The sequence below is a fragment of the Streptomyces sp. NPDC060002 genome (assembly GCF_042737245.1).
GTDB lineage: Bacteria > Actinomycetota > Actinomycetes > Streptomycetales > Streptomycetaceae > Streptomyces.
In genome coordinates this window covers 21,877-45,669 of record NZ_JBHWUW010000009.1, presented here as the reverse complement: position 1 = coordinate 45,669, position 23,793 = coordinate 21,877, and the positions used below count along the sequence as shown (strand labels likewise).

The window sequence follows — 23,793 nt, the reverse complement described above, 5'->3', positions numbered from 1 at the left end:
CGCAACCCACCCGCCACGACGGCCGCAGCCCACCCGCCGCACCGGCCGCAACCCACCCGCCACGACGGCCGCAACCCACCCGTCGCACCGGTCGCCGCCCACCGCACCGGCCGCGGGCCGTAGCATGACGGAACGTACGCAGGACGGAACGGCGTACGGATGACGGAACGCAAGAGGGAACGCAAGAGGGAACGCGCGAGCGCGAGCGCGTAAGACGGAACGCCTGGCGGAACGCGGGGCAGAGGGCGACAGAGGGGACCCACGCATGTCCGACGACGCGCCGACTCCGGCCGGTGACGCCGCCCGAGACCCGTGGCCCGCGCCCGCTTCCGACGGGGCGGACGGTCCGCAGGACGCGACTCCCAAGGTGCCGTTGGACAAGGGCAGGACGGACACGGGCACGACCGGTGTGACGGGTACGACCGGTACGACGGGTACGACGGGTGTGACGGGTACCGGTGCGACGGAAAACGGTGTCGGCTCCGCCGCTTCCCCGGCCGCGCCGGACCCCTGGGCCGCTCCGGGCGACAGCGCGCAGAGCGGGCCCGGCTACACCGTCGCCGCGAACGAACCGCTGACCCCTGCCCCTGCCCCTGCCCCCGCCCCTGTCCCGGGCTCTGCCCCCGTCCCCTCGGACCAGGCGCCGCCGACCGTCCATGACCAGCGGACGGTCACCGCGCTGCCCAGCGTGCCCCCGCCACTCGCGGACGGCACCCCGCAGCCCTGGGCCGCCCCCTTCGGGAATCCGCCCGCGAACGGCCCGATCGGGTCCTTCCCGCCGCCCCACCCCGGCCCGGCGGCGGGCGGCGGCCCGCCGGTCAATCCCTTCGCGCCCCCCGGCCCGCCGGTCAATCCCTTCGCGCCCCCCGGCCCGGGCGGGGTGGTCCCTCCGCCGCCCCTCGCACCCCATGGGCCCGGCCAGATCCCGTACGGATACCCGGGCGGCTACGGCTACCCGTCCCAGCCCCACTACGGGGGCGGCGTTCCGGGGCCCTACGGCTGGCCCGGCGGGACGGGGGACAGTAACGGCATGGGCATCGCCGGGCTCGTGCTCGGCATCATCTCGGCCGTCGGCTTCTGCATGTGGCCGCTGGCCGTCATCCTCGGCATCCTCGGCGTCACCTTCGGCGCGGTCGGGCGCGGGAAAGCCAGGCGGGGCGAGGCCTCGAACCCCGGTCAGGCGCTGGCCGGGATCATCTGCGGAAGCGTGGGCATCGTGCTCGCGATCGGACTGGGCGTGCTGCTGATCGTGCAGCCCTGAGCCCCCGGCGGGTGCGGGCGCGGCCGTGCCCTGACGCCGGCCGCATCCGCGACCCGGTCCAGCCGTCACTCAGTGCGCAGCACCGACTCATCCGCAGCCTTGGCCCTGGTCGCCCCGTGGCTCAGGCCGTCCCGCGACCCAGCCGCAGCGGCGCTTCAGCCGCCGCCGTGGCTCAGGCCGTCCCGCGACTCCAGCCGCTGCCGTGGCTCAGGCCGTCCCGCGACCCGGCCGCAGCGGCGCTTCAGCCGCCGCCGTGGCTCAGGCTGCCGCCCGTACTCTCTTTCGGGCCTCCATCAGCGCGAACCCCAGCAGGTTCGGCCCCCGCCAGCGCTGCGGATCCATCGCCGCCTTGTCGTCCGCCGCCAGGCCGATGCCCCACACGCGGTCCATGGGGCTCGCCTCCACCAGCACCCGGTCGCCCGTACTCAGCAGGAACGAGCGCAGCCCGGGCTCCGAGGCGAACTTGTGGACGCTGCCCTCGACCACGATCCGGAACCGCTCCCGCTGCCAGGTCGCCTCGTCGAAGCCGCGCACCAGCCGCCCCTCCTTCTTCGCCTGGGCGGGAGACTTCGCGGCCAGCACCCGCTTCTCCGCTTCCACGTCCTCGAACAGGCGGGCCTTCCCGGCCATCATCCAGTGCTCGGCCGTCGGATAAGCGACGCCCTCGACCACGAAGGGTGACGGCCACCACTGGCTCAGACAGCTCGAGCCCAGCCGGCCGTCGGGCCGCGGCCGGTGCCCCCAGAAATGCAGGTACTTGATCCTCGCCCCGGCCCGGACCTGGCTGACCAGGGCTTCCAGGCAGTCGATCTTCTCCATGCACGCGAGTCTGGCACGCGCCACTGACACTGCGTCCTGCCTTTTCCGCTCCGACTCGACACCTGGTCGACCCGTCGCCGACAGATTTCGTCGCGTAACCAAAAGGCAACAACGGAATCACTTGTTGGAGTGCCCTTGCTCTGTCAGGATCGGCAATCAAATCAAGCTGGAGCTACGCCAGCCGCCACCGCGCACAGCGGGGCGAAGGCGGAGGAGAGCGACATGCAGGACCGGTTCCCCGCACAGGAACGTTTCGCGGACGGCGCTCAGTACATCGGGGGCCGTCTCAGACACGGCACATCAGGCCGCACCCACTCCGTGGTCGACCCCGCCACCGGCGAGGACGTCTTCACCTACGAGCTGGCCGGCGCCGACGACGTCGACGCGGCCGTCGCCGCCGCCCGCGCCGCCTTCCCGGGCTGGGCCGGCAGCACCCCGGGTGAGCGCTCCGACGCGCTGCACCGGTTCGCCGCCGTCCTCGCCGACCGCGCCGAGGAACTCGCCCGCGCCGAGTCCCTCCAGTGCGGCAAGCCGCTGAAGCTGACCCGGGAGTTCGACGTACCGGGCACCATCGACAACACCGCGTTCTTCGCCGGCGCGGCCCGCCACCTCGCGGGCCAGTCCGCCGGTGAGTACTCCGGCGACCACACCTCCTACGTCCGCCGTGAACCCATCGGCGTCGTGGGCTCCATCGCGCCCTGGAACTACCCCCTCCAGATGGCCGCCTGGAAGATCCTGCCGGCGATCGCGGCGGGCAACACCATCGTGCTCAAGCCCGCCGAGCTCACCCCGCTCACCTCGCTCCTCTTCGCCGAGGCGGCGACGGAGGCCGGGATCCCCGACGGTGTGATCAACATCGTCAACGGGACCGGACGGGAGGCCGGTGAGCGCCTCGTCGGGCATCCCGACGTCGCCATGACCTCCTTCACCGGCTCCACCGCCGTGGGCAAGCGCGTCGCCGAGGTCGCCACCGCGACCGTCAAGCGGCTCCATCTGGAACTGGGCGGCAAGGCGCCCTTCGTCGTCTTCGACGACGCCGACCTGGAGGCCGCGGCCAACGGCGCGGTCGCGGGGGCGCTCATCAACACCGGGCAGGACTGCACGGCCGCCACGCGCGCGTACGTGCAGCGACCCCTCTACGAGGCGTTCGTCGAGCGGACGGCCGTCCTGATGGAGACCGTCCGGCTCGGCGATCCCTTCGCCCCCGGCACCGACCTCGGCCCGCTGGTCTCGCACGTCCAGCGCGACCGGGTCGCCGCCTTCGTCGACCGGGCGCGTGCCTACGCGCGCGTGGTGACCGGCGGTGAGGTTCCGCAGGGGGATCTCAAGAACGGCGCCTACTATCGCCCCACCCTGATCGCGGACGCCGCCCAGGACAGCGAGGTCGTCCAGTCCGAGATCTTCGGCCCGGTCCTGGTGGTGCTGCCCTTCGACAGCGACGACGAGGGCATCTCGCTCGCCAACGACACCCCGTACGGGCTGGCCGCCTCCGCGTGGAGCCGGGACGTCTACCGGGCGAACCGGGCGACGCGCGAGATCAAGGCGGGGTGCGTGTGGGTCAACGACCACATCCCGATCATCAGCGAGATGCCCCACGGCGGCTACAAGGCCTCCGGCTACGGCAAGGACATGTCAGCGTACTCGTTCGAGGAGTACACACAGGTAAAGCACGTTATGTTCGATAACACGGCGGTGGCCCGCAAGCCCTGGCACCGCACCATCTTCGGGGACTGTTAGAGCGACGACGACCGGCCGACCGACCACGGCCGACCCTCCCGAAAGGGCACCACGCGCATGGAGCAGTACGAGCCCGACCGCCTGAGCCCGGCCCAAGTGGCCGCCATGCGGCGCAGCCTCCGCAACGGCAGGGCGGCCATGACCCGCCGGTCGCTGCTGCGCGCCTCCACGGGAGGCGCTCTGGCGCTGGGCGGCCTCGGCGCCCTCAGCGCCTGCGGGATCCCCGCGGCCGGCAAGACCGAGGGCGGCACGTCCGCCGACGATCACTCGGCGAAGGAGAAGACCGTCAGCTTCTCCAACTGGACCGAGTACATGGACGTCGACGACAGCGGAAAGCACCACCCGACGCTCGACGCCTTCGCCGAACGCACCGGCATCAAGGTCAAGTACACCGAGGACATCAACGACAACAACGAGTTCTTCGGCAAGATAAAGCCGCAGCTCGCCGCGGGCCAGGACACCGGCCGCGACATGATCGTCCTCACCGACTGGCTGGCCGCCCGCCTCATCCGCCTCGGGTGGGTCCAGAAACTGGACCCGTCCAACCTGCCGCACGCCTACGCCAATCTGTCGGGCCAGTTCCGCAGCCCCGACTGGGACCCGGGCCGGGCGTACTCGTATCCCTGGCAGGGCATCTCCACGGTGATCGCGTACAACAAGAAGGCGCTCGACGGCGTCGAGGTGAAGTCGGTCTCCGACCTCCTCGACAATCCCAAGCTCAAGGGCCGCGTCGGCTTCCTCACCGAGATGCGCGACAGCATGGGCATGATGCTGCTGGACATGGGCAAGGACCCGGCGAAGTTCACCGACGACGACTACGACGCCGCCATCGCCCGCCTCCAGAAGGGCGTCGACAGCGGTCAGATCCGCCGCTTCACCGGCAACGACTACACCTCCGACATCACCAGCGGTGACTTCGCGGCCTGTATCGCCTGGGCCGGCGACGTCGTACAGCTGAAGGCGGACAGTCCCGACGTCGACTTCGTCATTCCGGACAGCGGCTATCTGACGTCCAGCGACAACATGCTGATTCCCAACAAGGCGCGTCACAAGACGAACGCCGAACGGCTCATGGACTACTACTACGAGCCGGAGCCGGCCGCCGCACTCGCCGCGTACATCAACTACGTCTGTCCCGTGGACGGCGTGAAGGACGCGCTGGCGAAGATCGACGAGGATGCGGCGAACAACCCGCTGATCATCCCTGACAAGGCCATGCAGGCGAAGTCCCACTCCTTCCGCTCACTGAGCTCGAAGGAAGAGACCGCCTACGAGGCGAAGTTCGCGAAGCTCACCGGGGCGTGACGACGATGATGAAGACGACCAACAGCGGCAGCGGCGACGTCCGCCTGACCGGCATCAGCAAGACCTACGGCTCCTTCGCCGCCGTCCACCCGCTCGACCTGACCGTCCCGCAGGGCTCCTTCTTCGCCCTGCTCGGCGCCTCCGGCTGCGGCAAGACCACCACCCTGCGCATGATCGCCGGTCTGGAGGAACCTTCCTCCGGGACCGTCCACCTCGGCGACCAGGACGTGACGGCACTCCCGCCGTACAAGCGTCCGGTGAACACCGTCTTCCAGTCCTACGCCCTCTTCCCGCACCTCGACATCTTCGAGAACGTCGCCTTCGGTCTGCGCCGGCGCGGCATCAAGAGCGTGAAGAAGCAGGTCGAGGACATGCTGGAGCTCGTACAGCTCGGCGAGCAGGCCCGTAAGAAGCCGCACCAGCTCTCCGGCGGCCAGCAGCAGCGGGTCGCCGTGGCCCGCGCCCTGATCAACACCCCCAAGGTGCTGCTGCTCGACGAACCCCTCGGCGCTCTCGACCTCAAGCTGCGCCGCCAGATGCAGCTGGAGCTCAAGCGGATCCAGACCGAGGTCGGCATCACCTTCGTGCACGTCACGCACGACCAGGAGGAGGCCATGACGATGGCCGACACGGTCGCCGTGATGAACGCGGGCCGGGTCGAGCAGCTCGGCTCGCCGGCCGACCTCTACGAGAACCCGAACACCACGTTCGTCGCCAACTTCCTCGGCACGTCGAACCTCATCGAGGCCGAGGTCGACGCCAAGAGCGGCGACGACATCGTGCTGAAGGCGGGCGGCGGCAAACTCGTCCTGCCCGAGTCGCGCTGCTCCGCGCCCACGACGGCCGGCGGCAAGGTGCTGGTCGGAGTCCGTCCGGAGAAGATCTCCCTCACCCCTGCCGACGACGCCGGTGAGATACCCGAGGGCCGCAACCGCATCACCGGGAGGATCGCCAACTCGTCGTTCATCGGCGTCTCCACCCAGTACGTCATCGACAGCTCGGTCTGTCCCGAGTTCGAGGTCTACGCCCAGAACATCGACCGGGACGTCCGGCTCGCCCCCGGCGCCGAGGTCGTCCTGCACTGGAGCCCGGCCCACACCTTCGGTCTGGACGCGGCCCAGGACATCGACGCGGGCATCCAGGAAGAGGCGGCCCTCTGATGGCGACGCTCACCGAGGCGCCCCCGCCCCTCTCCCCGACGGCGCCGGCGAAGAAGCCGCCCCGCAAGCGCGGGCGCTGGACGCCGTACTGGCTGCTGCTGCCCGGTCTGCTCTGGCTGTTCGTGTTCTTCGCGCTGCCGATGATCTACCAGGCCTCCACGTCCGTGCAGACGGGCTCCCTGGAGGAGGGCTACAAGGTCACCTGGCACCTCGCGACCTACTGGGACGCGCTGAGCGAGTACTGGCCGCAGTTCCTGCGCTCGGTCCTCTACGCGGCCGCCGCGACGGTCCTGTGCCTGGTGCTCGGCTACCCGCTGGCCTATCTGATCGCCTTCCGGGCCGGCCGCTGGCGGAACCTGATCATGATCCTGGTGATCGCGCCGTTCTTCACCAGCTTCCTGATCCGCACCCTCGCCTGGAAGACGATCCTCGCGGACGGCGGCCCGGTCGTCGGCGCCCTCAACACGCTGCACGTCCTCGACGTCACCAGCTGGCTCGGCTGGACCGCGGGCGACCGGGTCCTGGCCACCCCGCTCGCGGTGGTCTGCGGTCTGACGTACAACTTCCTCCCCTTCATGGTCCTGCCGCTCTACACCTCGCTCGAGCGGATCGACGGGCGGCTGCACGAGGCGGCCGGGGACCTGTACGCCAGGCCGGTCACCACCTTCCGCAAGGTCACCTTCCCGCTGTCGATGCCGGGCGTGGTCTCCGGAACGCTGCTGACCTTCATCCCGGCGGCCGGCGACTACGTCAACGCGGAACTCCTCGGCTCGACGGACACCCGCATGATCGGAAACGTGATCCAGACGCAGTTCCTGCGGGTGCTGGACTATCCGACGGCGGCGGCCCTCTCCTTCATCCTGATGGCCGCCATTCTGCTCATGGTCACTCTCTACATCCGCAGGTCCGGGACGGAGGATCTGGTCTAAATGCCTCTCGTCAATTGGCTCAAGCGCCATTTCGTGGTCATCGCGGGACTTCTCACGCTCGCCTATCTCCTGCTGCCGAACATCGTCGTCACGGTGTTCTCCTTCAACAAACCGAAGGGGCGCTTCAACTACCAGTGGCAGCAGTTCTCCACCGACGCCTGGCAGGATCCGTGCGGGGTCGCCGGGCTGTGCGGGTCGCTGTCGCTCAGCCTCCAGATCGCCGTCTGGGCGACCATCGGCGCGACCGCGCTCGGCACGATGATCGCCTTCGCGCTCGTCCGCTACCGGTTCCGCGCGCGGGGCGCCGTCAACTCGCTGATCTTCCTCCCCATGGCGATGCCCGAGGTCGTCATGGCCGCCTCGCTGCTCACCCTGTTCCTCAACCTGGGTGCCCAGCTGGGGTTCTGGACGATCCTCATCGCGCACATCATGTTCTGCCTCAGCTTCGTCGTGACGGCGGTGAAGGCGCGCGTCATGTCGATGGACCCGCGCCTGGAGCAGGCCGCCCAGGACCTCTACGCCGGGCCGGGGCAGACGTTCCTGCGCGTGACGCTGCCCATCGCCGCCCCCGGAATCGCCGCGGGCGCGCTGCTCGCCTTCGCGCTCTCCTTCGACGATTTCATCATCACCAATTTCAACGCGGGCTCGACCGTCACCTTCCCCATGTTCGTCTGGGGTTCGGCGCAGCGCGGAACGCCCGTTCAGATCAATGTCATCGGTACGGCCATGTTCCTGATCGCCGTACTGTTCGTCCTGACCTCGATGGTCATCGGAAATCGCCGCAACAAGCAAAAGGCGTAATCAGAAAAGCCCTGTAGGGAGTTGAAATCATGGCCCCAAGCGCCATGAACCGGTGGATCACTTCTCTTTCCGACGCACAGCCGGTCCCGTACTGGCTGGAAGATCCCGGCAAGCCGCACCCCCAACCCGCGCTCACCGGCCCCGAGACCTGCGATCTGCTGGTCGTCGGCGGCGGCTACAGCGGACTGTGGACCGCGCTCGTCGCCAAGGAGCGCGAGCCGCAGCGGGACGTGGTGCTGCTGGAGGGCCGCGAGGTGGGCTGGGCCGCCTCGGGCCGCAACGGAGGCTTCTGCGCGGCCTCCCTCACTCACGGGCTGGCCAACGGGCTCGCCCGCTGGCCGGACGAGATCCACCGGCTGGAGGAGCTGGGCGCGCGCAACCTCGACGAGATCGAGGCGGCGATCGCCCGCCACGGCATCGACTGCGACTTCGAGCGCACCGGTGAGATAGACGTCGCCACCGAGACGTACCAGGCGCGGGAACTGCGCGACTGGTACGAGGAGCTCGAAGGCAAGGGTCTCGCCGGCGGGATGGAGTTCCTCGACGCGGACGCGGTGCGCGAGCAGGTCGCCTCGCCCACCTTCCAGGCGGGTCTGTACGACCGCCGGGGCGTGGCCATGCTCCATCCCGCCAAGCTCGTCTGGGGTCTGAAGCAGGCCTGCCTGCGGCTGGGCGTCCGCGTCTACGAGCACACCCCCGCCCTGACACTGACGTCCTACGGCGCCGGAACGGCCGTGGGCACCCCCTACGGGCAGGTGCGGGCCCGGCAGGTCGCGCTCGGCACCAACATCTTCCCCAACCTGGTCAGGCGGGTGCGGGCGTACACCGTCCCCGTCTACGACTACGCGCTGATGACCGAACCGCTGAGCGCCGAGCAGCTCGACTCGATCGGGTGGAAGAACCGGCAGGGCCTCGGGGACTCGGCCAACCAGTTCCACTACTTCCGGCTGTCGGCCGACAACCGGATCCTGTGGGGCGGATACGACGCGGTCTACCCCTACGGGGGCCGGGTGCGCGCCGAGTACGACGACCGGCCGGAGACGTACGCCAAGCTCGCCGGGCACTTCTTCGACTGCTTCCCGCAGCTGGAGGGCGTGCGCTTCACCCACGCGTGGGGCGGGGCGATCGACACGTGCTCGCGCTTCTCGGCGTTCTTCGGCACGGCCCACCAGGGGAAGGTGGCCTACGCGGCCGGGTACACGGGCCTGGGCGTCGGAGCCACCCGCTTCGGGGCCGAGGTGATGCTCGACCTGCTGTCGGGGGAGAGCACCGAGCGGACGTCGTTGGAGATGGTCCGCAAGAAGCCGCTGCCCTTCCCGCCGGAGCCCTTCGCCTGGACCGGCATCGCCCTCACCAAGTGGTCGCTGGCCCGCGCCGACGCGCACGACGGGCGGCGCAACCTGTGGCTGAGGACGATGGACCGGCTGGGGCTGGGCTTCGACAGCTGACCGATTCGGGTGAGCTGTGACCCGGTTCACTCCAACGGGTGGCCCCGATCCGCGTAATGCCCGCCGGGAACCTCCCTCTCCCTCGTGACGCGACCGCGTCCACGAGTGAAAGGGAGGTCTTCTCATGGCTGGGGCGAAGAAGGCCGTCGAATGGCTGGCATCCGTCGCACCGGATCCCGAGGCATGCCGCTGGGAGTGGGAACGCAACCCCCTGGGGGTGGCGCTGCTGCCCGCGGGCAGGGCCTGGGACGTACTCATCCTGCCGGGCGAGCTCGGCTATCCCACCCTCGACGTGCTCACCCGGATCCTGCACCGACCGGGTCCCGTGCTGGTCGACTTCGGAGACAACCGCATGGGTTTCCTCGTGGCGCCCGGCACCGCCGCCCGCTGGCTCGGCACCGGTATCCGCACGGCCGGGGACGGCACCTGGATCGTCGTGCCGTATCCGGGCCGTTCGACCCGGGGGGTCCGCTGGCTGGTCCCGCCGGACGGCTCCGGCACCCTGACCGATCCGGCGCTGCTCGAACTGGCGATGCACGAGGCGGCGGCGGGACTGGCCGGCGGAGAGGGCGGCTGACCGACGGGCACCTCCGCCGCAGTACCCGGCCGGGGCCGGCGCGCCCCCACGTCCCCCGTACCGGGAGGCACGGCAGATCCCTTTCACGTCGGCCGCCCGTGCGGCGGACGCGGACGCCTCCGCCTCCGGCACAGGGACGGCTACTCGGTGCTGCCGTCTGCCGTCTGCCGTCTGCCGTCTGCCGTCTGCCGGTGCCCGGTGTCTGTGTTCGCGCATGCTGCCCCGGGACTGCGCCTCGCTCCGTCGTCGCCGGCCTGCCCCGTCCGTCGCGTCACTCCGTCGACGTCGCCTTCAGCGCCAGCCACAGTTCCATCCGGACGTCCGGGTCGTCCAGTGAACGTCCGAGGATCTCCTCCACCCGCCGCATCCGGTAGCGCAGGGTGTGCCGGTGGACGCCCAGGTCGGCCGCCGCCGCGTCCCACTGGCCGTGGCGGGAGAGCCAGGCCCGAAGCGAGGCCACCAGGTCGCCGCGGCCGGTCGCGTCGTGTTCGTGCAGGGCGCGCAGCAGACCGTCCGCGAACGCCCTCACCGCGTCGTCCGCGAGAAGGGGCAGCACGGAGCCCGCCGCGAGCTGCTCGTGCTCCACGAGGACCCGTCCCCGGCGCCTCGCCACCGACAGCGCCTGCTCGGCCTGCTTGTACGCCGCCGCCGCGGCGATCGGCCCGGCCGGCGCGGACAGGCCCACGACGAGTCCGCCCTCGTCGCCGGACTCGGGTCCGGCGCCCCCGGCCGCCCGGGTGCCCTCCAGAGCCGACGTGTACTGCGCGCACGCCGCCCCGGCCGCGCCTCCGTCCGCGACCAGGGCCACCAGCCGGTCGCCCTCGGGCACCACCAGCACGGCCTCCCCGGCCCGGGCGGCCGCCGACTCGACGGCCTCGGTGAGACCGTCGAAGGGGTCGCCGCTCGCGTCGCCCGCGGCCGAAGCCGTCGCCGCGTCGGCGACGATCACCCGGAAGGGGGCGTCGAGCAGACCGCCGTACAGGTCCCCGGCGACGGCCCGCGCGTGGTCCGGTTCGCCCGCCAGCAGCATGCACAGCACCGCCGCACCGATCCGCTGCTGTGCCGCGTGCAGCGAGCGGGAGCGTTCCGTGGTCAGGGTGAGCAGCGCGATGGCCGAGTGGACGGCGTACCGCTCGGCGGTGCCGGGAGCCGAGGCGGTGCCGACCGCGAGCGCGGCCCGCGGGCGCCGGCCGGCGCCCAGGGAGTGCAGCTCGATCCGGTCGTCGTGCCGGTCGTCGGGTCCGGAACGCTCCGCACCCCCGCCGCCGCCCACCACCGCCGAGGCCGGGGCCGGCCGCTCCCGCAGCCGTTCCACCTCCGCCGTGAGCCGCGCCGCGCGCCGGCCCGCCCACTCCGGCGCGGCTCCCACGACGGCGCCCGAGGCGTCGTACAGGGCCGCCCACCCGTCGACCTGAGCGGCGAGCGCGCGGAGCAGCCCCTGGGGGCCGTCCGTCAGCGCCTGCTTCGTCAGCTCGCGCTGAGCCGCGAACCCGGCCGTGACCGCCCGGTACTGGTCGGCCGCGATCGCCGCCGACACCGCCTTGCTGATGGCGAGGAAGGGCGTGCGGCGCGGCACCTCCAGCAGGGGCAGACCCTCCTCCTCGGCCGCGTCCACGAGGGCCTTCGGGATGTCCTCGTAGTTGACGCCGACGGCGAAGCCCAGCCCGACCACCCCGGCCTTGGCCAGCCGCCGCACATAGCGCCGCATGGCATCCGGGTCCTCCGCGTCCAGCTTGAGCGCGGTGATCAGGAGCAGTTCCCCGCCCTCCATGTACGGCACGGGGTCCGCGAGCTCGCTGACGTGCGCCCAGCGCACCGGCACGTCCAGCCGGTCCCCGCCCGCCCGCACGGTCAGTTTCAGCGCGGAGTGATGGACGAGCGAGGCGAGCGTGGGAGGCATGGGGCCTTCAGGTCGGGGAGCGATCGGCGGTGATCGGCGTGACGGGCGGTGTGATCTTTTGGCCGCCGCGTATGAACGGCCTCACCCGATTCTGCCTCACTGTACGGACCGCGGCCGCGCCTTCAGCCCCGCAGATCCACCAGCAGGGGTGGCGCGTGCTCCCCCCGCACGTTGGCCAGGGACAGCACCGCGTGGCCGGGCGGCACCTCGTGCGCCAGCCGGGACGCCGACCACCGCTCCCGCTCGACCTCGCGCACGGTCACCGCGTCCGTGGTCACCGCCTTGCCGGTCACCAGCTTGCGCAGGGCGTGGATGGCGCGGGTCATCGGCTGGTCGGCGAAGACGGTGTGCCGGGCGACCTCCGTGGTCTCCACCCACTCGGTGCCCCAGGTCTGCGCGAACCGGCTGCCGTCCCAGGTGGTGATGCCGGAGAACGCCATCCGGCAGCCGACGGCCCCGTACAACGGCCCGTGCAGCGCCTCCGGGACGTCGCCGACCGAGCGCAGGGCGAGCACCACGCCGGCGTTCTGCGAGCGCAGCCGCTGGAGCCGGCGCACCGACCCGTCGGTGACCGTGCCCGTCGCGTCGTCCAGGACCAGACAGGCGAAGTGGTCGCGCCGCTCCCGCACGACGGTGTGGAACTGGGCGAGGACCAGCCGGGTGATCAGCCGGGCGGCCTCCTCGTGACCCCGCTCGGGCAGGTCGACGCGGACCCGCAGCGGGTGGTGGGCGACGGCGCGCAGCGAGAACGCCCGGTGCGCGTTGCCGCCGCCACCGAAGAACTCGGCGAACACCGGGCGGTTCAGCAGCGCCAGCCGGTCGGCGAGGGCCCGGCCCGCGTCGCCCGGGGTCCCCGTCTGACGGACGCGCGCCTCCAGCTCACGGCGCATCACCTCGTCACCGGCCACGGCCTCGCGCAGCGCGGACAGCGCGGCCGGTTCGCCCTCCAGGAGCTCGCGCAGCTCGGGCAGGGTGGGGAAGCAACCGTGCGCGCTCCGGTAGGGGCCGAGTACCTGGGCGAGCGCCGTGGCCGCGCTCTGCCCGCTCACCGTGTCGAGGTCGCCGACCAGTGCCTCGGCGAGGATCTCGGCCGCCTCGTCCGGGTCCTCGGACTCCGCGTACGGGTCCAGGTCGTGCACGGACGAGGGGTCCCCGATCCCGACGATCACGTCGAACGCGGAGTCGGAGCCGAGCCGGCCGCCCCCGGGCGACGACACCGCGACGACGGCGCACGCCCCGGTGAGCGCCTGGAGGGCGAGCGCCTCGGTGAGCGGCTCGACCAGGGTCCGGGTCTTGCCCGACCCGGACGGTCCGACCGCGAGCAGCGAGGTGCCCAGCACGTCAGGGCCGAGCGCGGCGCCCGCGTCGTGGTAGCTGACCGGGGTGCGCTCGGCGGCGACCCAGCGGCCGACGCGCACCTGCCCGGTGAGCAGATCGTGGCGCGCGGTGCGCCGGGGCAGGTCGCGGGCGCCGGAGGGGTGGGTCCAGGCGGCCCCGCCCTGCCGCAGCACGGTCTCCCGGAAGTCCGCGAGCCCCGCCGTCCAGGCCCGCCGTACGCGCACGCAGTCCACGTCGCTCATCCGGCCGGCGGCCACCTCGGCGGTCAGCAGGTCGGCCGCCTCGTACTGCCCCGCGTCCCGCAGCTCGGGCCACTGGGCGCGGGGCCGCTCGACCGCGGGCGCGGCCTGGCCGGGCCCGGCGCGCCGGGCGGCGAGTCGTTCCTGCACGTACGGCCACCAGCCGCCGACCTTCGCGAACGGCCACACCACGAGCACCGTGATGACCGTGTACAGCACGTTGGTGAACAGGGGGGAGGCGAACAGTTCGTAGCTGCCGGAGATCAGCACGATCAGCGAGAACAGCGGGTCGATGACGGGCAGGGCGTCCCAGCCGACCCCGAACGCGCCGGGGAAGACGAAGCTGAGGGTGGCGAGCGCGCCCAGCAGGGCGACGAGAGCCCGCGCGGGCTGCGGCCGGCGGCCCACGAAGTGCCGCACGGCGTGTGCCCAGCTGCCCAGCCGGCCCATGGCGTAGACGAGGACGGCGAAGAACACGCCGTCGTAGACCACGCGCGCCTCGGCGCCCTGCGTGGACTTCGGGGACGCGATCGTGCCGCCCCACCACCAGTCGTCCGGGGTGAACAGCCGCAGCAGGGTGAACTGGTAGGGCAGGCCGCCGCGCCGCCACAGCGACCACAGGACCAGCGCGACCACCAGCGGGACCAGCATGCCGACGACGGTGACCGGCGCGAGCCGCTCCGTGGCCCGGGCCGCCTTCGGCGGCCGGTAGCCGAAGCGCCAGATCCCCGTCCCGGCCGTGGGGCGGGTCTCGTCGAGCCAGTCGGCGACGGCGGACGCGGCCCGCGGGGAGTGCCCCGGAGCAGGCGGTACGCCCGGCGCCCGGTCCGGCCGCGGCGGAGTCGAGGGCGGCCGCGCCGGCCCCGCCGGGCGCGGCACAGGATTCGCCTGCGTACCCCGCGCGTCCTGCGTCCCGTCGCTGTCCATCGCCCCTGCCCCCTGACCAGCCGTTCCGTCCACCATCAGCGAGTCAATCTAACGCGCCCGCAAGGGGAGTTCACCGCTTACGCGGCCGGGCCTGCGACGATCACCGTCCGGTGGCACTGTCCACGACGGACAAGCCGCCGCGCCGACACCGCCCACATGGAGCATGCCCACCCTCCACTCCCCGTCCTAGCCTGCGAGAAAAGAACGAAAGCGTCCGCAAAACCCCAGGAGCCCCTCATGACCGCCCTTCCGCAGGAGCGCCGCGTCGTCACCGCCATCCCCGGCCCGAAGTCGCAGGAACTCCAGGCCCGCCGTACCGCCGCGGTCGCGGCCGGTGTGGGTTCGGTGCTCCCCGTCTTCACCACGCGCGCGGGCGGCGGCATCATCGAGGACGTCGACGGCAACCGCCTGATCGACTTCGGCTCCGGCATCGCCGTCACGTCCGTCGGCGCCTCCGCCGAGGCCGTCGTGCGCCGGGCCACCGCTCAGCTCGCCGACTTCACCCACACCTGTTTCATGGTCACCCCCTACGAGGGCTATGTGGCGGTCGCCGAGGCCCTCGCCGAGCTCACCCCCGGTGACCACGCCAAGAAGTCCGCGCTGTTCAACAGTGGCGCCGAGGCCGTCGAGAACGCCGTCAAGGTCGCCCGCGCGTACACCAAGCGGCAGGCGGTCGTCGTCTTCGACCACGGCTACCACGGCCGCACCAACCTCACCATGGCGCTGACGGCGAAGAACATGCCGTACAAGCACGGCTTCGGCCCGTTCGCGCCCGAGGTCTACCGCGTCCCGGTCGCCTACGGCTACCGCTGGCCCACCGGCGCCGAGAACGCGGGCCCCGAGGCCGCCGCGCAGGCCATCGACGAGATCACCAAGCAGGTCGGCGCGGACAACGTCGCCGCGATCGTCATCGAGCCGCTGCTCGGCGAGGGCGGCTTCATCGAGCCGGCCAAGGGCTTCCTTCCGGCCATCAGCAAGTTCGCCTCCGACAACGGCATCGTCTTCGTCGCCGACGAGATCCAGTCCGGCTTCTGCCGCACCGGTCAGTGGTTCGCCTGCGAGGACGAGGGCATCGTCCCGGACCTGATCACGACGGCCAAGGGCATCGCGGGCGGTCTGCCGCTCGCCGCCGTGACCGGCCGCGCCGAGATCATGGACGCCGCGCACGCGGGCGGCCTGGGCGGCACCTACGGCGGCAACCCGGTGGCCTGCGCGGGCGCGCTCGGCGCGATCGAGACGATGAAGGAGCTCGACCTCAACGCGAGGGCGAAGCACATCGAGGCCGTCATGAAGGGCCGCCTCGCCGCCATGGCCGAGAAGTTCGAGATCATCGGCGAGATCCGCGGCCGTGGCGCGATGATCGCGATCGAGCTGGTCAAGGACCGTACGACGAAGGAGCCGAACCCCGAGGCGACCGCCGCGCTCGCCAAGGCCTGCCACCAGGAGGGCCTGCTGGTCCTGACCTGTGGCACGTACGGCAACGTGCTGCGCTTCCTGCCGCCGCTGGTCATCGGCGAGGACCTGCTGAGCGAGGGCCTCGACATCATCGAGCAGGCTTTCGCGCGCATCTGAGCATGGTTCGGCGCGCATCTGAGCCTGGGCACCGCACAGCTGATTCCCATGGGCCGCAGAGCGTGTGAAGAAGGTGTGCGAGGAGGATGGCGGGACGGGATACAGCCTGTCGTACGGCCCGCCTCTGCCGTAGGTTCTCAGCAGATGAGAGATACACCCCGTCCGCAGGGGACTGCGGACGGACCCAGGCCGGGGCCTCCCCAGCTTCGACCTGGTCGTGCCCTCGCGCACACAACCGGAGTTTCCGGCTTCGGATCTCCACACCGATCGGACGGCCGCCCGCCCCAAACCCCCCGGGGCGGCCGGCACTCCGGTCCGGACGGCCACCCCGGAACCACCCCCCCCTGTTCCGGGGTGGCCGACCTCCTTCTGAGGTGCAGACCACGGAAAGCGGACCCCGGATTCGATCCGGGGTCTTTTTCGTGGTCCTTTTCGGTCCGGGCTCCTTCTCCGCCGTCCGGCCGCTGCTGACAAGCTGGGGCCCATGCCGTCCCGCCCCACCCGCCTCACCCACGCCGTCCTCGGCCTTCTGCCGCCCGGCCTGCTCTTCGCGCTGATCACCTGGCAGGTCGCCGCCGACGGCCCGCTGCTGCGCCCGGACGAGCGCCTCAGCCGCGCCCTCGTCCATCCCGACCGGGCCTCCGAGCTGCTGGCCGACCTGGGCGAGGTGCAGATCGCGGTGCCCGTCCTGGTGCTGGCCGCCGGGTACGTCGCGTGGCGGGGGAGAGCGGCGGGCGGGGCGCGGTGGTGGGTGCCGTCCCTGGCCGCGTCGGCCGTGATGGTGCTGGTGCCGCTGATCGTCGTCCCCCTGAAGGTGTGGACCGACCGGCCCGGTACGCCCGCCGTGCCCCCGGCCACCGGCTACTACCCCTCCGGGCACACGGCGACGGCGGCCGTCGCCTACGGTGCGGCGGCGCTGATCCTGCTGCCGTGGCTGCGCGCCGCGTCCGCCCGGTGGCTGGCCCTCGCGACGAGTGCCCTCCTCGTCCTGGCCGTGTCGTTCGGGCTGGTCCGGCGCGGCTACCACTGGCCGCTGGACGTCGTGGCGAGCTGGTGTCTGTGCGCGGTGCTGCTCGGCGCGCTGTGGCTCCTCCTGGAACGGGAGCGGCTCCGCACGGCAGCGGGGCGACCGTGCCAAATGGGCGCACCCCGGCCGTCCACCCGTACGACTCGGACAAGCGACCCTTCGGCCTCCCGCCCCTACCGTGGAGCACGGAAACCACAGGACACCCCCTGAGCGGAAGGGCCGGGACTCGCAATGCCGCAGGAAAAGAATGTGGGGGCCACCCACGCCTTCTGGCTGGCCGGCCGCCAGGTCACCGGCGAGGACGGCTTCGACGTCACCTCCCCGTGGGACGGCCGGCTCGTCGGCCGGGTCGGCGTGCCGACGGACGCGCAGGTCGAGGAGGCCGTGGCCGCCGCGTACGCCGTGCGGGACGAGTTCGCCGCGACCCCGGCCCATGTGCGCGCCGCCGCCCTCGACCACGTCAGCAAGCGGCTCGTCGAGCGCACCGAGGAGATCGCCCAGCTCATCTCCGCCGAGAACGGCAAGCCGATCAAGTGGGCGCGGGGGGAGGTCGGCCGAGCCGTCTCCGTGTTCCGGTTCGCGGCCGAGGAGGCCCGGCGGTTCAACGGCGGCGAGGCCCAGCGGCTCGACACCGACGCCGGCGGCCAGGGTCGGCTGGCGCTCACCCGGCGCTTCCCGAAGGGCGTCGTGCTCGGCATCGCGCCGTTCAACTTCCCGCTGAACCTGTGCGCCCACAAGATCGCCCCGGCGATCGCGGCCGGTGTGCCGATCATCCTCAAGCCGGCTCCGGCGACCCCGCTGTCCGGCCTGGTCATCGGTGACCTGCTGGCCGAGACCGAGCTGCCGGCCGGCTCCTGGAGCATCCTGCCGGTCGCCAACGACCGCATGTCCGCCCTCGTCCAGGACGAGCGCCTGCCGGTCATCTCCTTCACCGGCTCCGAGAAGGTCGGTTACGCGATCATGGACTCGGTGCCGCGCAAGCACTGCACCCTGGAGCTGGGCGGCAACGGCGCGGCCGTCGTCCTCGGCGACTTCGCGAGCGACGCCGACCTCGACTGGGCCGCCACCCGCATCGCGACCTTCTCCAACTACCAGGGCGGCCAGTCCTGCATCTCCGTGCAGCGGGTCATCGCGGACGCCTCCGTGTACGACCGGCTGCTGCCGCGCATCGTCGCCGCCGTCGAGGCGCAGGTCACCGGCGACCCCTCGGACGACAAGACCGATGTGGGCCCGCTGGTCAGCGAGGACGCGGCCAAGCGCGTCGAGACCTGGGTGGACGAGGCCGTCGCGGCGGGCGCCTCCCTCCTCGCGGGCGGCAAGCGGGACGGCGCCTCCTACGCGCCGACCGTCCTCACCGACGTACCGGCGGACACCACCCTCGCCTGCGAGGAGGTCTTCGGACCGGTCCTCACCGTGACGAAGGTGGACGGCGAGGCCGAGGCCTTCGCCGCCGTCAACTCCTCCAAGTACGGCCTCCAGGCGGGCGTGTTCACGCACGACGTCCAGGTCGCCTTCCGGGCGCACCGCGCGCTGGAGGTCGGCGGTGTCATCGTCGGCGACGTGCCCTCCTACCGCGCCGACCAGATGCCGTACGGCGGCGCCAAGCAGTCCGGCGTGGGGCGCGAGGGCGTGCGGTTCGCGATGGAGGACTACACGTACGAGCGGGTGCTGGTCCTCACCGGGCTCGCGCTCTGAGGTCACCCTCTAGCTAATGGGAACCATTTTCATATAGGCTCCCCGAAGGGGTCCGGCACCGGTGCCTTCCGGTGCCGGACCCCTTCTTCGTGCCGGCTTCCTCCGGACCCTCAGCCGGTGAAGCCGACATGCGCCAGCCGCAGCGGGCCGCGCAGTCTGAGACGCAGATCGTGGACGCCCCCGGCGGTGAGGGCCGCGTCGACGGTGCGGTGGTCGTACGGTCCCGCAGCGGGCGCGGCGACCGTCAGCGTGGCCAGGGTCGGGCCGCCGTCGAGCGACAGCTCCACCGTGCCCGAGCCGGCCGCCGTCAGCGTCACGCCCGTCGTGCCGGCGCCCATGCCGAAGTCGCAGGCCCGGTAGACCACTTCGCCCGTCCCGCCCGCCACCGGCGTCACCGCGTCGCCCGACACCTTCGTACGGTCGACGATCTCCACCCCGCTCTGCTCGTCGAAGTCGGCGGCCTCCAGACCGCGCCGGCGGACCGGGCGCGGGGCGGACGGCTCGCCCTCCAGCGTGACGGTCGTCCGCAGCCGGACGTCCGCGCTGGACGCGCCGACCAGCAGCTCGTACGGGCCGGACTCCAGACGCCACCGGCCCTGCGCCACGTCCCAGAAGGCGAAGGCGGACAGCGGGACGTCGAAGGAGAGCTCCGCGCTCGCCCCCGGGGCGAGCGTGACGCGGCGGTGGTCGAGCAGCTCGCGGCGCGGCCGGGTGACCGAGGGGTCCACGGCGCGGGTGTAGAGCTGGGCGACCTCGTCGGCCCTCAGGTCCCCGGTGTTGGTGACCGTGCAGGAGACGTGGGCCGTGCCGTCCTCGACGCGCACCGCCAGGTCCGCGTAGGAGAACGACGCGTACGACAGGCCGTGCCCGAACGGGAACAGGGGGGTGCCCTCGAAGTAGAGGTACGTCTGACGGGCGCCGATCACGTCGTAGTCGAGGAGGTCGGGCAGATCGGCGTCACCGGCGTACCAGGTCTGCGGGAGGCGTCCGGCCGGGGAGACGTCACCGGCCAGGACCCGCGCGAGAGCGGTGCCCGCGGCCTGACCGCCGTGCGCCGTCCACAGCACCGCGGACAGCGGGCCCGGCTCGATCGCGTACGGATACGCCGACACCAGGGCCAGCACCGTGCGCGCGTTCGCCGCCCGGGCGGCCGCCAGCAGCCGCTCCTGGTGGGCCGGCAGCCGCAGCGTGGTGCGGTCCTCGGTCTCCCGGCCGTTGATGTGCGGGTCGTTGCCGGCCACGACCACGACCACGTCGGCCGCGGCCGTGACCCGGGTCACCGCGTCCTCGCCGGATTCGACGACGACCACTTCGACGACCGTGTGGACCTCGTGATTCTCCTCGTCCGGCCCGGCAACCCTGACGCCGTCGGCGGCGACACAGACGGGGCGACCCGTTCCCAGATGCAGCAGGAGGTGACCGTGTCCGTGTCCGTAGCCGTGGGTGTCCCCGTCGGCGTCCGCCCGCGGTTCCAGGCGGAACGTCTCCTGGACGACCCAGCCGCCGGGCTGGTCGGCGGAGGCGCGCAGGTAGCCGTCCTCGGCGACGGAGAGGTAACGCCCGTCGGGCGCGCGCAGCGTCAGCACGCCCTCGCCCCAGTCGACGAGCGCGAGCTCCGTACCGGTCGAGTCCGTGGTCAGCGGCGGGAGGTCGGTGCGGCCCGCGAGCAGCGCCGGGTCGAGGGCGCCCTCGACGCCGCGCACCTCGTCGGTGGCCTCGGGGGCGGTGGGGACCTTCAGGAACGTCCCCGCGGAGGTCTTGAGCAGGACCCGGTCCACGCCCTCCGCGAACTCCACGCGCTCGGCGCCGAACCGCTCGTACAGGCCCTCCAAAGGGGTGGAGCGGTGCAGCAGCGTGCCGCTGTACCAGTCGAGCTTGCACTCGTCGGCGAGCAGGCCGACGACCGCGATCCGGGTGTCGGCGGCCAGCGGCAGCACACCGTCGTTGCGCAGCAGGACGATCGCCTGCTCGGCGGCCTCCCCGGCGAGCGTGCGATGGGCCGGGGAGTCGAACTCGCCGGTGCCGGCGTGCGGATCGTAGTGCGGGTCGAACTCGCCCAGCCGGAAGCGGACCGAGAGCTGACGGCGGACCGCCGCGTCGACGTCGGCCTCGGTCAGCAGGCCCTGCTCCAGGGCCCCCTCGACCCGGGCGACGATCTTCGAGCTGTCCGTGCCGTGGTCGGTGAAGCTGTCCACTCCGGCCACGAGCGCGGCCGCCGTCGCCTCCTCGTGGGTGTCGAAGTAGTGCTCGGAGTCGACCAGGTTGGAGGGCGCGCCCGCGTCCGAGCAGACCAGCAGCTCCTCGTCGGTCCAGGCGCGCAGGTGCTCGCGCAGATACGGCGAGACATGGTTGGGGCGGCCGTTGACCAGGTTGTACGCCGGCATCACCCCGGCCACCGCGCCCGCCTCGACGCATCCGCGGAAGGCGCGCAGGTCGTACTCGTGGAGCACCCGCGGGCGGACCGAGGACGAGGTGACGTCCCGGCCGGTCTCGTTGTTGTGGGCCAGCCAGTGCTTGAGGACCGGGGCCGTGCGCCAGTACGTCGGATGATCACCGCGCAGTCCGTGCGTGTAGGCGGTGGCGATGGCGGAGGTCAGCCGGGGGTCCTCGGAGTAGCCCTCCTCGTTGCGGCCCCACAGGGGGTGGCGCAGCAGGTTGACGGTGGGGGACCAGACGTTCAGGCCTACCCGCTCGTCCCGGGCGCGCATCGCCCGGACCTCCTTGGACACCGCCTCGCCGATCCGGCGTACGAGGTCGGTGTTCCAGGTCGCGCCCAGCCCCACCGCCTGCGGGAACACCGTCGCGGGGCCCATCCAGGCGACACCGTGCAGGGCCTCCTGGCCGGTGCGGAACGCGGCGATGCCGAGACGCTCGACGGCGGGCGCGAACTGGTGCAGGAAGGAGACCTTCTCCTCGGGGGTCAGCCGGGACAGCAGATCGTCGATGCGCTTCGCGAACGGCAGCTGCGGATCGCGGAAAGGCGGCGTGGGCGGCGTGTGTGCGGTCACGTGGGGATCCCTTTGCGGTGGAGCGGGGAGGCTCTTTCGAAGCGCTTCGATGCTCATTCGACGGTGGGGCGGGTGTCAAGGGGACTTCACCGCAATTTCAAGCAGCACATACGGAGAGGTCGCCCCTGATACCTCGGAGGAATGTTGGGAGCGACCCTTGTGCACCCCAGGGTGTTCACTTAACCTCGCAGCAACATCGAAGCGCTTCGACTGGAAAACGTCGAGACATTCGTCGGAGGACCGCTTCAGCTCAGCCAGTTCCACTCGAGACACCGCAGCCGACGGCCACCGCCGGGTGTCCTGGTGCGCCATGAAGGGTTGACGCAATGACGCCGAACGCCGCCTCCCTCTCCGCTGGTCCTTCCGGACCCAGCCGGAGAAGCTTCCTCGCCTCCACGGCGGTCGCCACCGCCGCGGTGGCGGGAGGGATGCCGTTGCTTGCCGCCTGCGGCGGTACGGACAGCGGCTCGCGCGACGGCACCACCTCGGGCAAGGACGCCAAGAAGATCCTCCCGGCGTACGTCGCCTCCCACGTGGTGACGCCCGACATCCCGTCGAAGAACGGCTCCTCGGTCGGCTTCAGCAGCAAGCTCGACCTCGCCACGCTGAAGTCCTCGGTGCCGAAGACGCTCGGCAAGGGCGGCAAGGTCACCGTCATGTCGCCGTTCTGGGGCTCACCGCCGAAGAGCGACAACGCCTACTACACGGCGATGAACGCCCTCATCGGCGTCGACGTCGTCTGGCAGAACCAGGACGGCAACACCTACGACCAGAAGCTCGGCGCCGTGCTCGCCTCCAGCGACGTGCCGGACGTGGTGGTCGTCCCCGGCTGGAACATGGGCGGCAAGATACCCAGCGCCATCCTCAGCAAGTTCGCCGACCTGGGCCCGTACCTGTCCGGTGACAAGGTCAAGGAGTACCCGAACCTCGCGGCGATTCCGACCGACGCCTGGCAGCGCTCCCTCTTCGGCGGCAAGCTGCGCGGTCTGCCGATGCCGTCGTCCTACGTCACCAACATCGTGCCCTTCTACCGCAAGGACCTCTTCGACAAGAACGGCTACGAGGTCCCGACGACGACGGACGAGTTCACGGCCCTGGCCAAGGAGATCACCAACGCCAAGGCCAAGGTGTGGGCCTGCGGCGACATGAAGTGGACCGCGTTCAACAGCTTCGGAGTGCCGTCCGGCGGGGAGAAGCCGCTCGGCTGGATCCTCGAGGGCGGCAAACTGATCAACCGCATCGAGCTGGACTCCTACCTCGAAGCGCTGGAGTGGACCCGCAAGCTGTTCGCCGCCGGTTACGTGCACCCGGACTTCAAGCTGGGCAAGAGCCAGGCCGTCGACCCGAGCACCAAGTTCGCCGCCGGCGAGTTCCTCATCTACAACAACGACATCTCCAGCTGGTACGGGCAGCAGGCCTCGCAGGCCGCCCAGAACCCGGACTTCCGGATCTGGGGCATGGACATCTTCGGCCACGGCGGCGCCGACCCGGTCATCTACGCCACCCAGCCGGCCAACATCTTCGCCTTCGTCAACAAGAAGGCCTCCGAGGCCGTCATCCGCGATGTGCTGGCCGTCGCCAACGTCACCGCCGCCCCGTACGGCACCAAGGAGTACATGCTCACCAACTACGGGGTGGAGGGCACGCACTACAGCGTCAAGGACGGGGTGCCCGTCAAGAACGACAAGGGCAACCAGGAGGTCCTCAACGCCTTCGTGATGGTCGCGAGCCCGGCGTCGACCATCGCCCACCCCGACTTCCCGGACATCGCCAAGGGCCAGGTCGAGTGGCAGCAGCGGATGGGCGCCTTCACCAGGAAGTCGGCCTTCTACGGCATGCAGATCACCGAGCCCAGCCGCTGGACCAACCTCTCCAACAACTTCGAGCAGCTGGAGGACGACATCGTCCGCGGCCGCAAGAAGGTCGGCGACATGCAGGCGGCCGTCTCCGACTGGAAGAAGAAGGGCGGCGACGAGCTGCGCGCCTGGTACCAGAAGCTGCTCGACGACAACGGCACGGCGACGAGCTGACGGCAGCGAGGCAAGGAGAA

The 23,793-nt window shown here is 71.5% G+C and carries 16 protein-coding genes; 12 read left to right on the top strand and 4 right to left on the bottom strand.

The window, feature by feature from the left end:
- Window positions 1-265: 265 nt before the first annotated feature.
- Window positions 266-1,261, top strand: a complete 996-nt coding sequence (locus tag ACFWBD_RS11220) for a DUF4190 domain-containing protein (RefSeq protein ID WP_385665758.1) — start codon at window positions 266-268, stop codon at window positions 1,259-1,261.
- A 258-nt stretch (window positions 1,262-1,519) separates the two neighbouring features.
- Here the strand turns inward: ACFWBD_RS11220 and ACFWBD_RS11215 are convergent, their stop codons facing one another.
- On the bottom strand, window positions 1,520-2,080 hold the full coding sequence (locus ACFWBD_RS11215; RefSeq protein WP_385665756.1) for an NADAR family protein: 561 nt from the start codon (window positions 2,078-2,080) through the stop codon (window positions 1,520-1,522).
- 222 nt (window positions 2,081-2,302) lie between these two features.
- On the opposite strand from ACFWBD_RS11215, the gene ACFWBD_RS11210 reads away from it, so the two are divergent.
- The 7 genes from ACFWBD_RS11210 (at window position 2,303) to ACFWBD_RS11180 (ending at window position 10,037) form a co-directional block, all read left to right on the top strand.
- Complete coding sequence (locus ACFWBD_RS11210) at window positions 2,303-3,817, top strand: gamma-aminobutyraldehyde dehydrogenase (RefSeq protein ID WP_385665754.1); 1,515 nt, start codon at window positions 2,303-2,305, stop codon at window positions 3,815-3,817.
- Window positions 3,818-3,874: 57 nt separating this feature from the next.
- Window positions 3,875-5,122: a spermidine/putrescine ABC transporter substrate-binding protein gene (locus ACFWBD_RS11205; protein WP_385665753.1), complete on the top strand. Its 1,248-nt coding sequence runs from the start codon at window positions 3,875-3,877 to the stop codon at window positions 5,120-5,122.
- Between the two features lie 5 nt (window positions 5,123-5,127).
- Window positions 5,128-6,282, top strand: coding sequence for an ABC transporter ATP-binding protein (locus tag ACFWBD_RS11200; RefSeq protein WP_385665983.1), 1,155 nt, complete (start codon window positions 5,128-5,130; stop codon window positions 6,280-6,282).
- Window positions 6,282-7,211: an ABC transporter permease gene (locus ACFWBD_RS11195; RefSeq protein WP_385665751.1), complete on the top strand. Its 930-nt coding sequence runs from the start codon at window positions 6,282-6,284 to the stop codon at window positions 7,209-7,211. Before ACFWBD_RS11200 ends, ACFWBD_RS11195 begins: the two co-directional genes overlap by 1 nt.
- Window positions 7,212-8,012 (top strand): ABC transporter permease, encoded by an 801-nt coding sequence (locus ACFWBD_RS11190; RefSeq protein WP_385665749.1) that lies wholly within the window; start codon window positions 7,212-7,214, stop codon window positions 8,010-8,012.
- Between the two features lie 29 nt (window positions 8,013-8,041).
- On the top strand, window positions 8,042-9,460 hold the full coding sequence (locus ACFWBD_RS11185) for an NAD(P)/FAD-dependent oxidoreductase (RefSeq protein ID WP_385665748.1): 1,419 nt from the start codon (window positions 8,042-8,044) through the stop codon (window positions 9,458-9,460).
- A 124-nt stretch (window positions 9,461-9,584) separates the two neighbouring features.
- Complete coding sequence (locus ACFWBD_RS11180) at window positions 9,585-10,037, top strand: hypothetical protein (RefSeq protein WP_385665746.1); 453 nt, start codon at window positions 9,585-9,587, stop codon at window positions 10,035-10,037.
- Between the two features lie 271 nt (window positions 10,038-10,308).
- On the opposite strand, the gene ACFWBD_RS11175 is transcribed toward ACFWBD_RS11180, so the two are convergent.
- Window positions 10,309-11,937, bottom strand: a complete 1,629-nt coding sequence (locus ACFWBD_RS11175; protein ID WP_385665744.1) for a PucR family transcriptional regulator — start codon at window positions 11,935-11,937, stop codon at window positions 10,309-10,311.
- Window positions 11,938-12,059: 122 nt separating this feature from the next.
- On the bottom strand, window positions 12,060-14,441 hold the full coding sequence (locus ACFWBD_RS11170; RefSeq protein WP_385665743.1) for an ATP/GTP-binding protein: 2,382 nt from the start codon (window positions 14,439-14,441) through the stop codon (window positions 12,060-12,062).
- A gap of 237 nt (window positions 14,442-14,678) precedes the next feature.
- Between ACFWBD_RS11170 and gabT the strand changes: the two genes are divergently transcribed.
- The 3 genes from gabT (at window position 14,679) to ACFWBD_RS11155 (ending at window position 18,735) form a co-directional block, all read left to right on the top strand.
- Window positions 14,679-16,013, top strand: coding sequence for a 4-aminobutyrate--2-oxoglutarate transaminase (gabT, locus tag ACFWBD_RS11165; protein WP_385665742.1), 1,335 nt, complete (start codon window positions 14,679-14,681; stop codon window positions 16,011-16,013).
- Window positions 16,014-16,497: 484 nt separating this feature from the next.
- Window positions 16,498-17,250, top strand: coding sequence for a phosphatase PAP2 family protein (locus tag ACFWBD_RS11160; protein WP_385665741.1), 753 nt, complete (start codon window positions 16,498-16,500; stop codon window positions 17,248-17,250).
- Window positions 17,251-17,289: 39 nt separating this feature from the next.
- Window positions 17,290-18,735, top strand: coding sequence for an aldehyde dehydrogenase family protein (locus ACFWBD_RS11155; RefSeq protein WP_385665739.1), 1,446 nt, complete (start codon window positions 17,290-17,292; stop codon window positions 18,733-18,735).
- 110 nt (window positions 18,736-18,845) lie between these two features.
- On the opposite strand, the gene ACFWBD_RS11150 is transcribed toward ACFWBD_RS11155, so the two are convergent.
- A complete protein-coding gene (locus ACFWBD_RS11150) occupies window positions 18,846-21,743 on the bottom strand; it encodes a glycoside hydrolase family 3 C-terminal domain-containing protein (protein WP_385665738.1) in 2,898 nt (965 codons plus the stop codon).
- Window positions 21,744-22,069: 326 nt separating this feature from the next.
- Here ACFWBD_RS11150 and ACFWBD_RS11145 point away from each other — a divergent pair, with 326 nt between their 5' ends.
- Entirely contained in the window at window positions 22,070-23,773 is a 1,704-nt protein-coding gene (locus tag ACFWBD_RS11145) for an extracellular solute-binding protein (RefSeq protein ID WP_385665736.1), read from the top strand.
- Window positions 23,774-23,793: the final 20 nt, after the last annotated feature.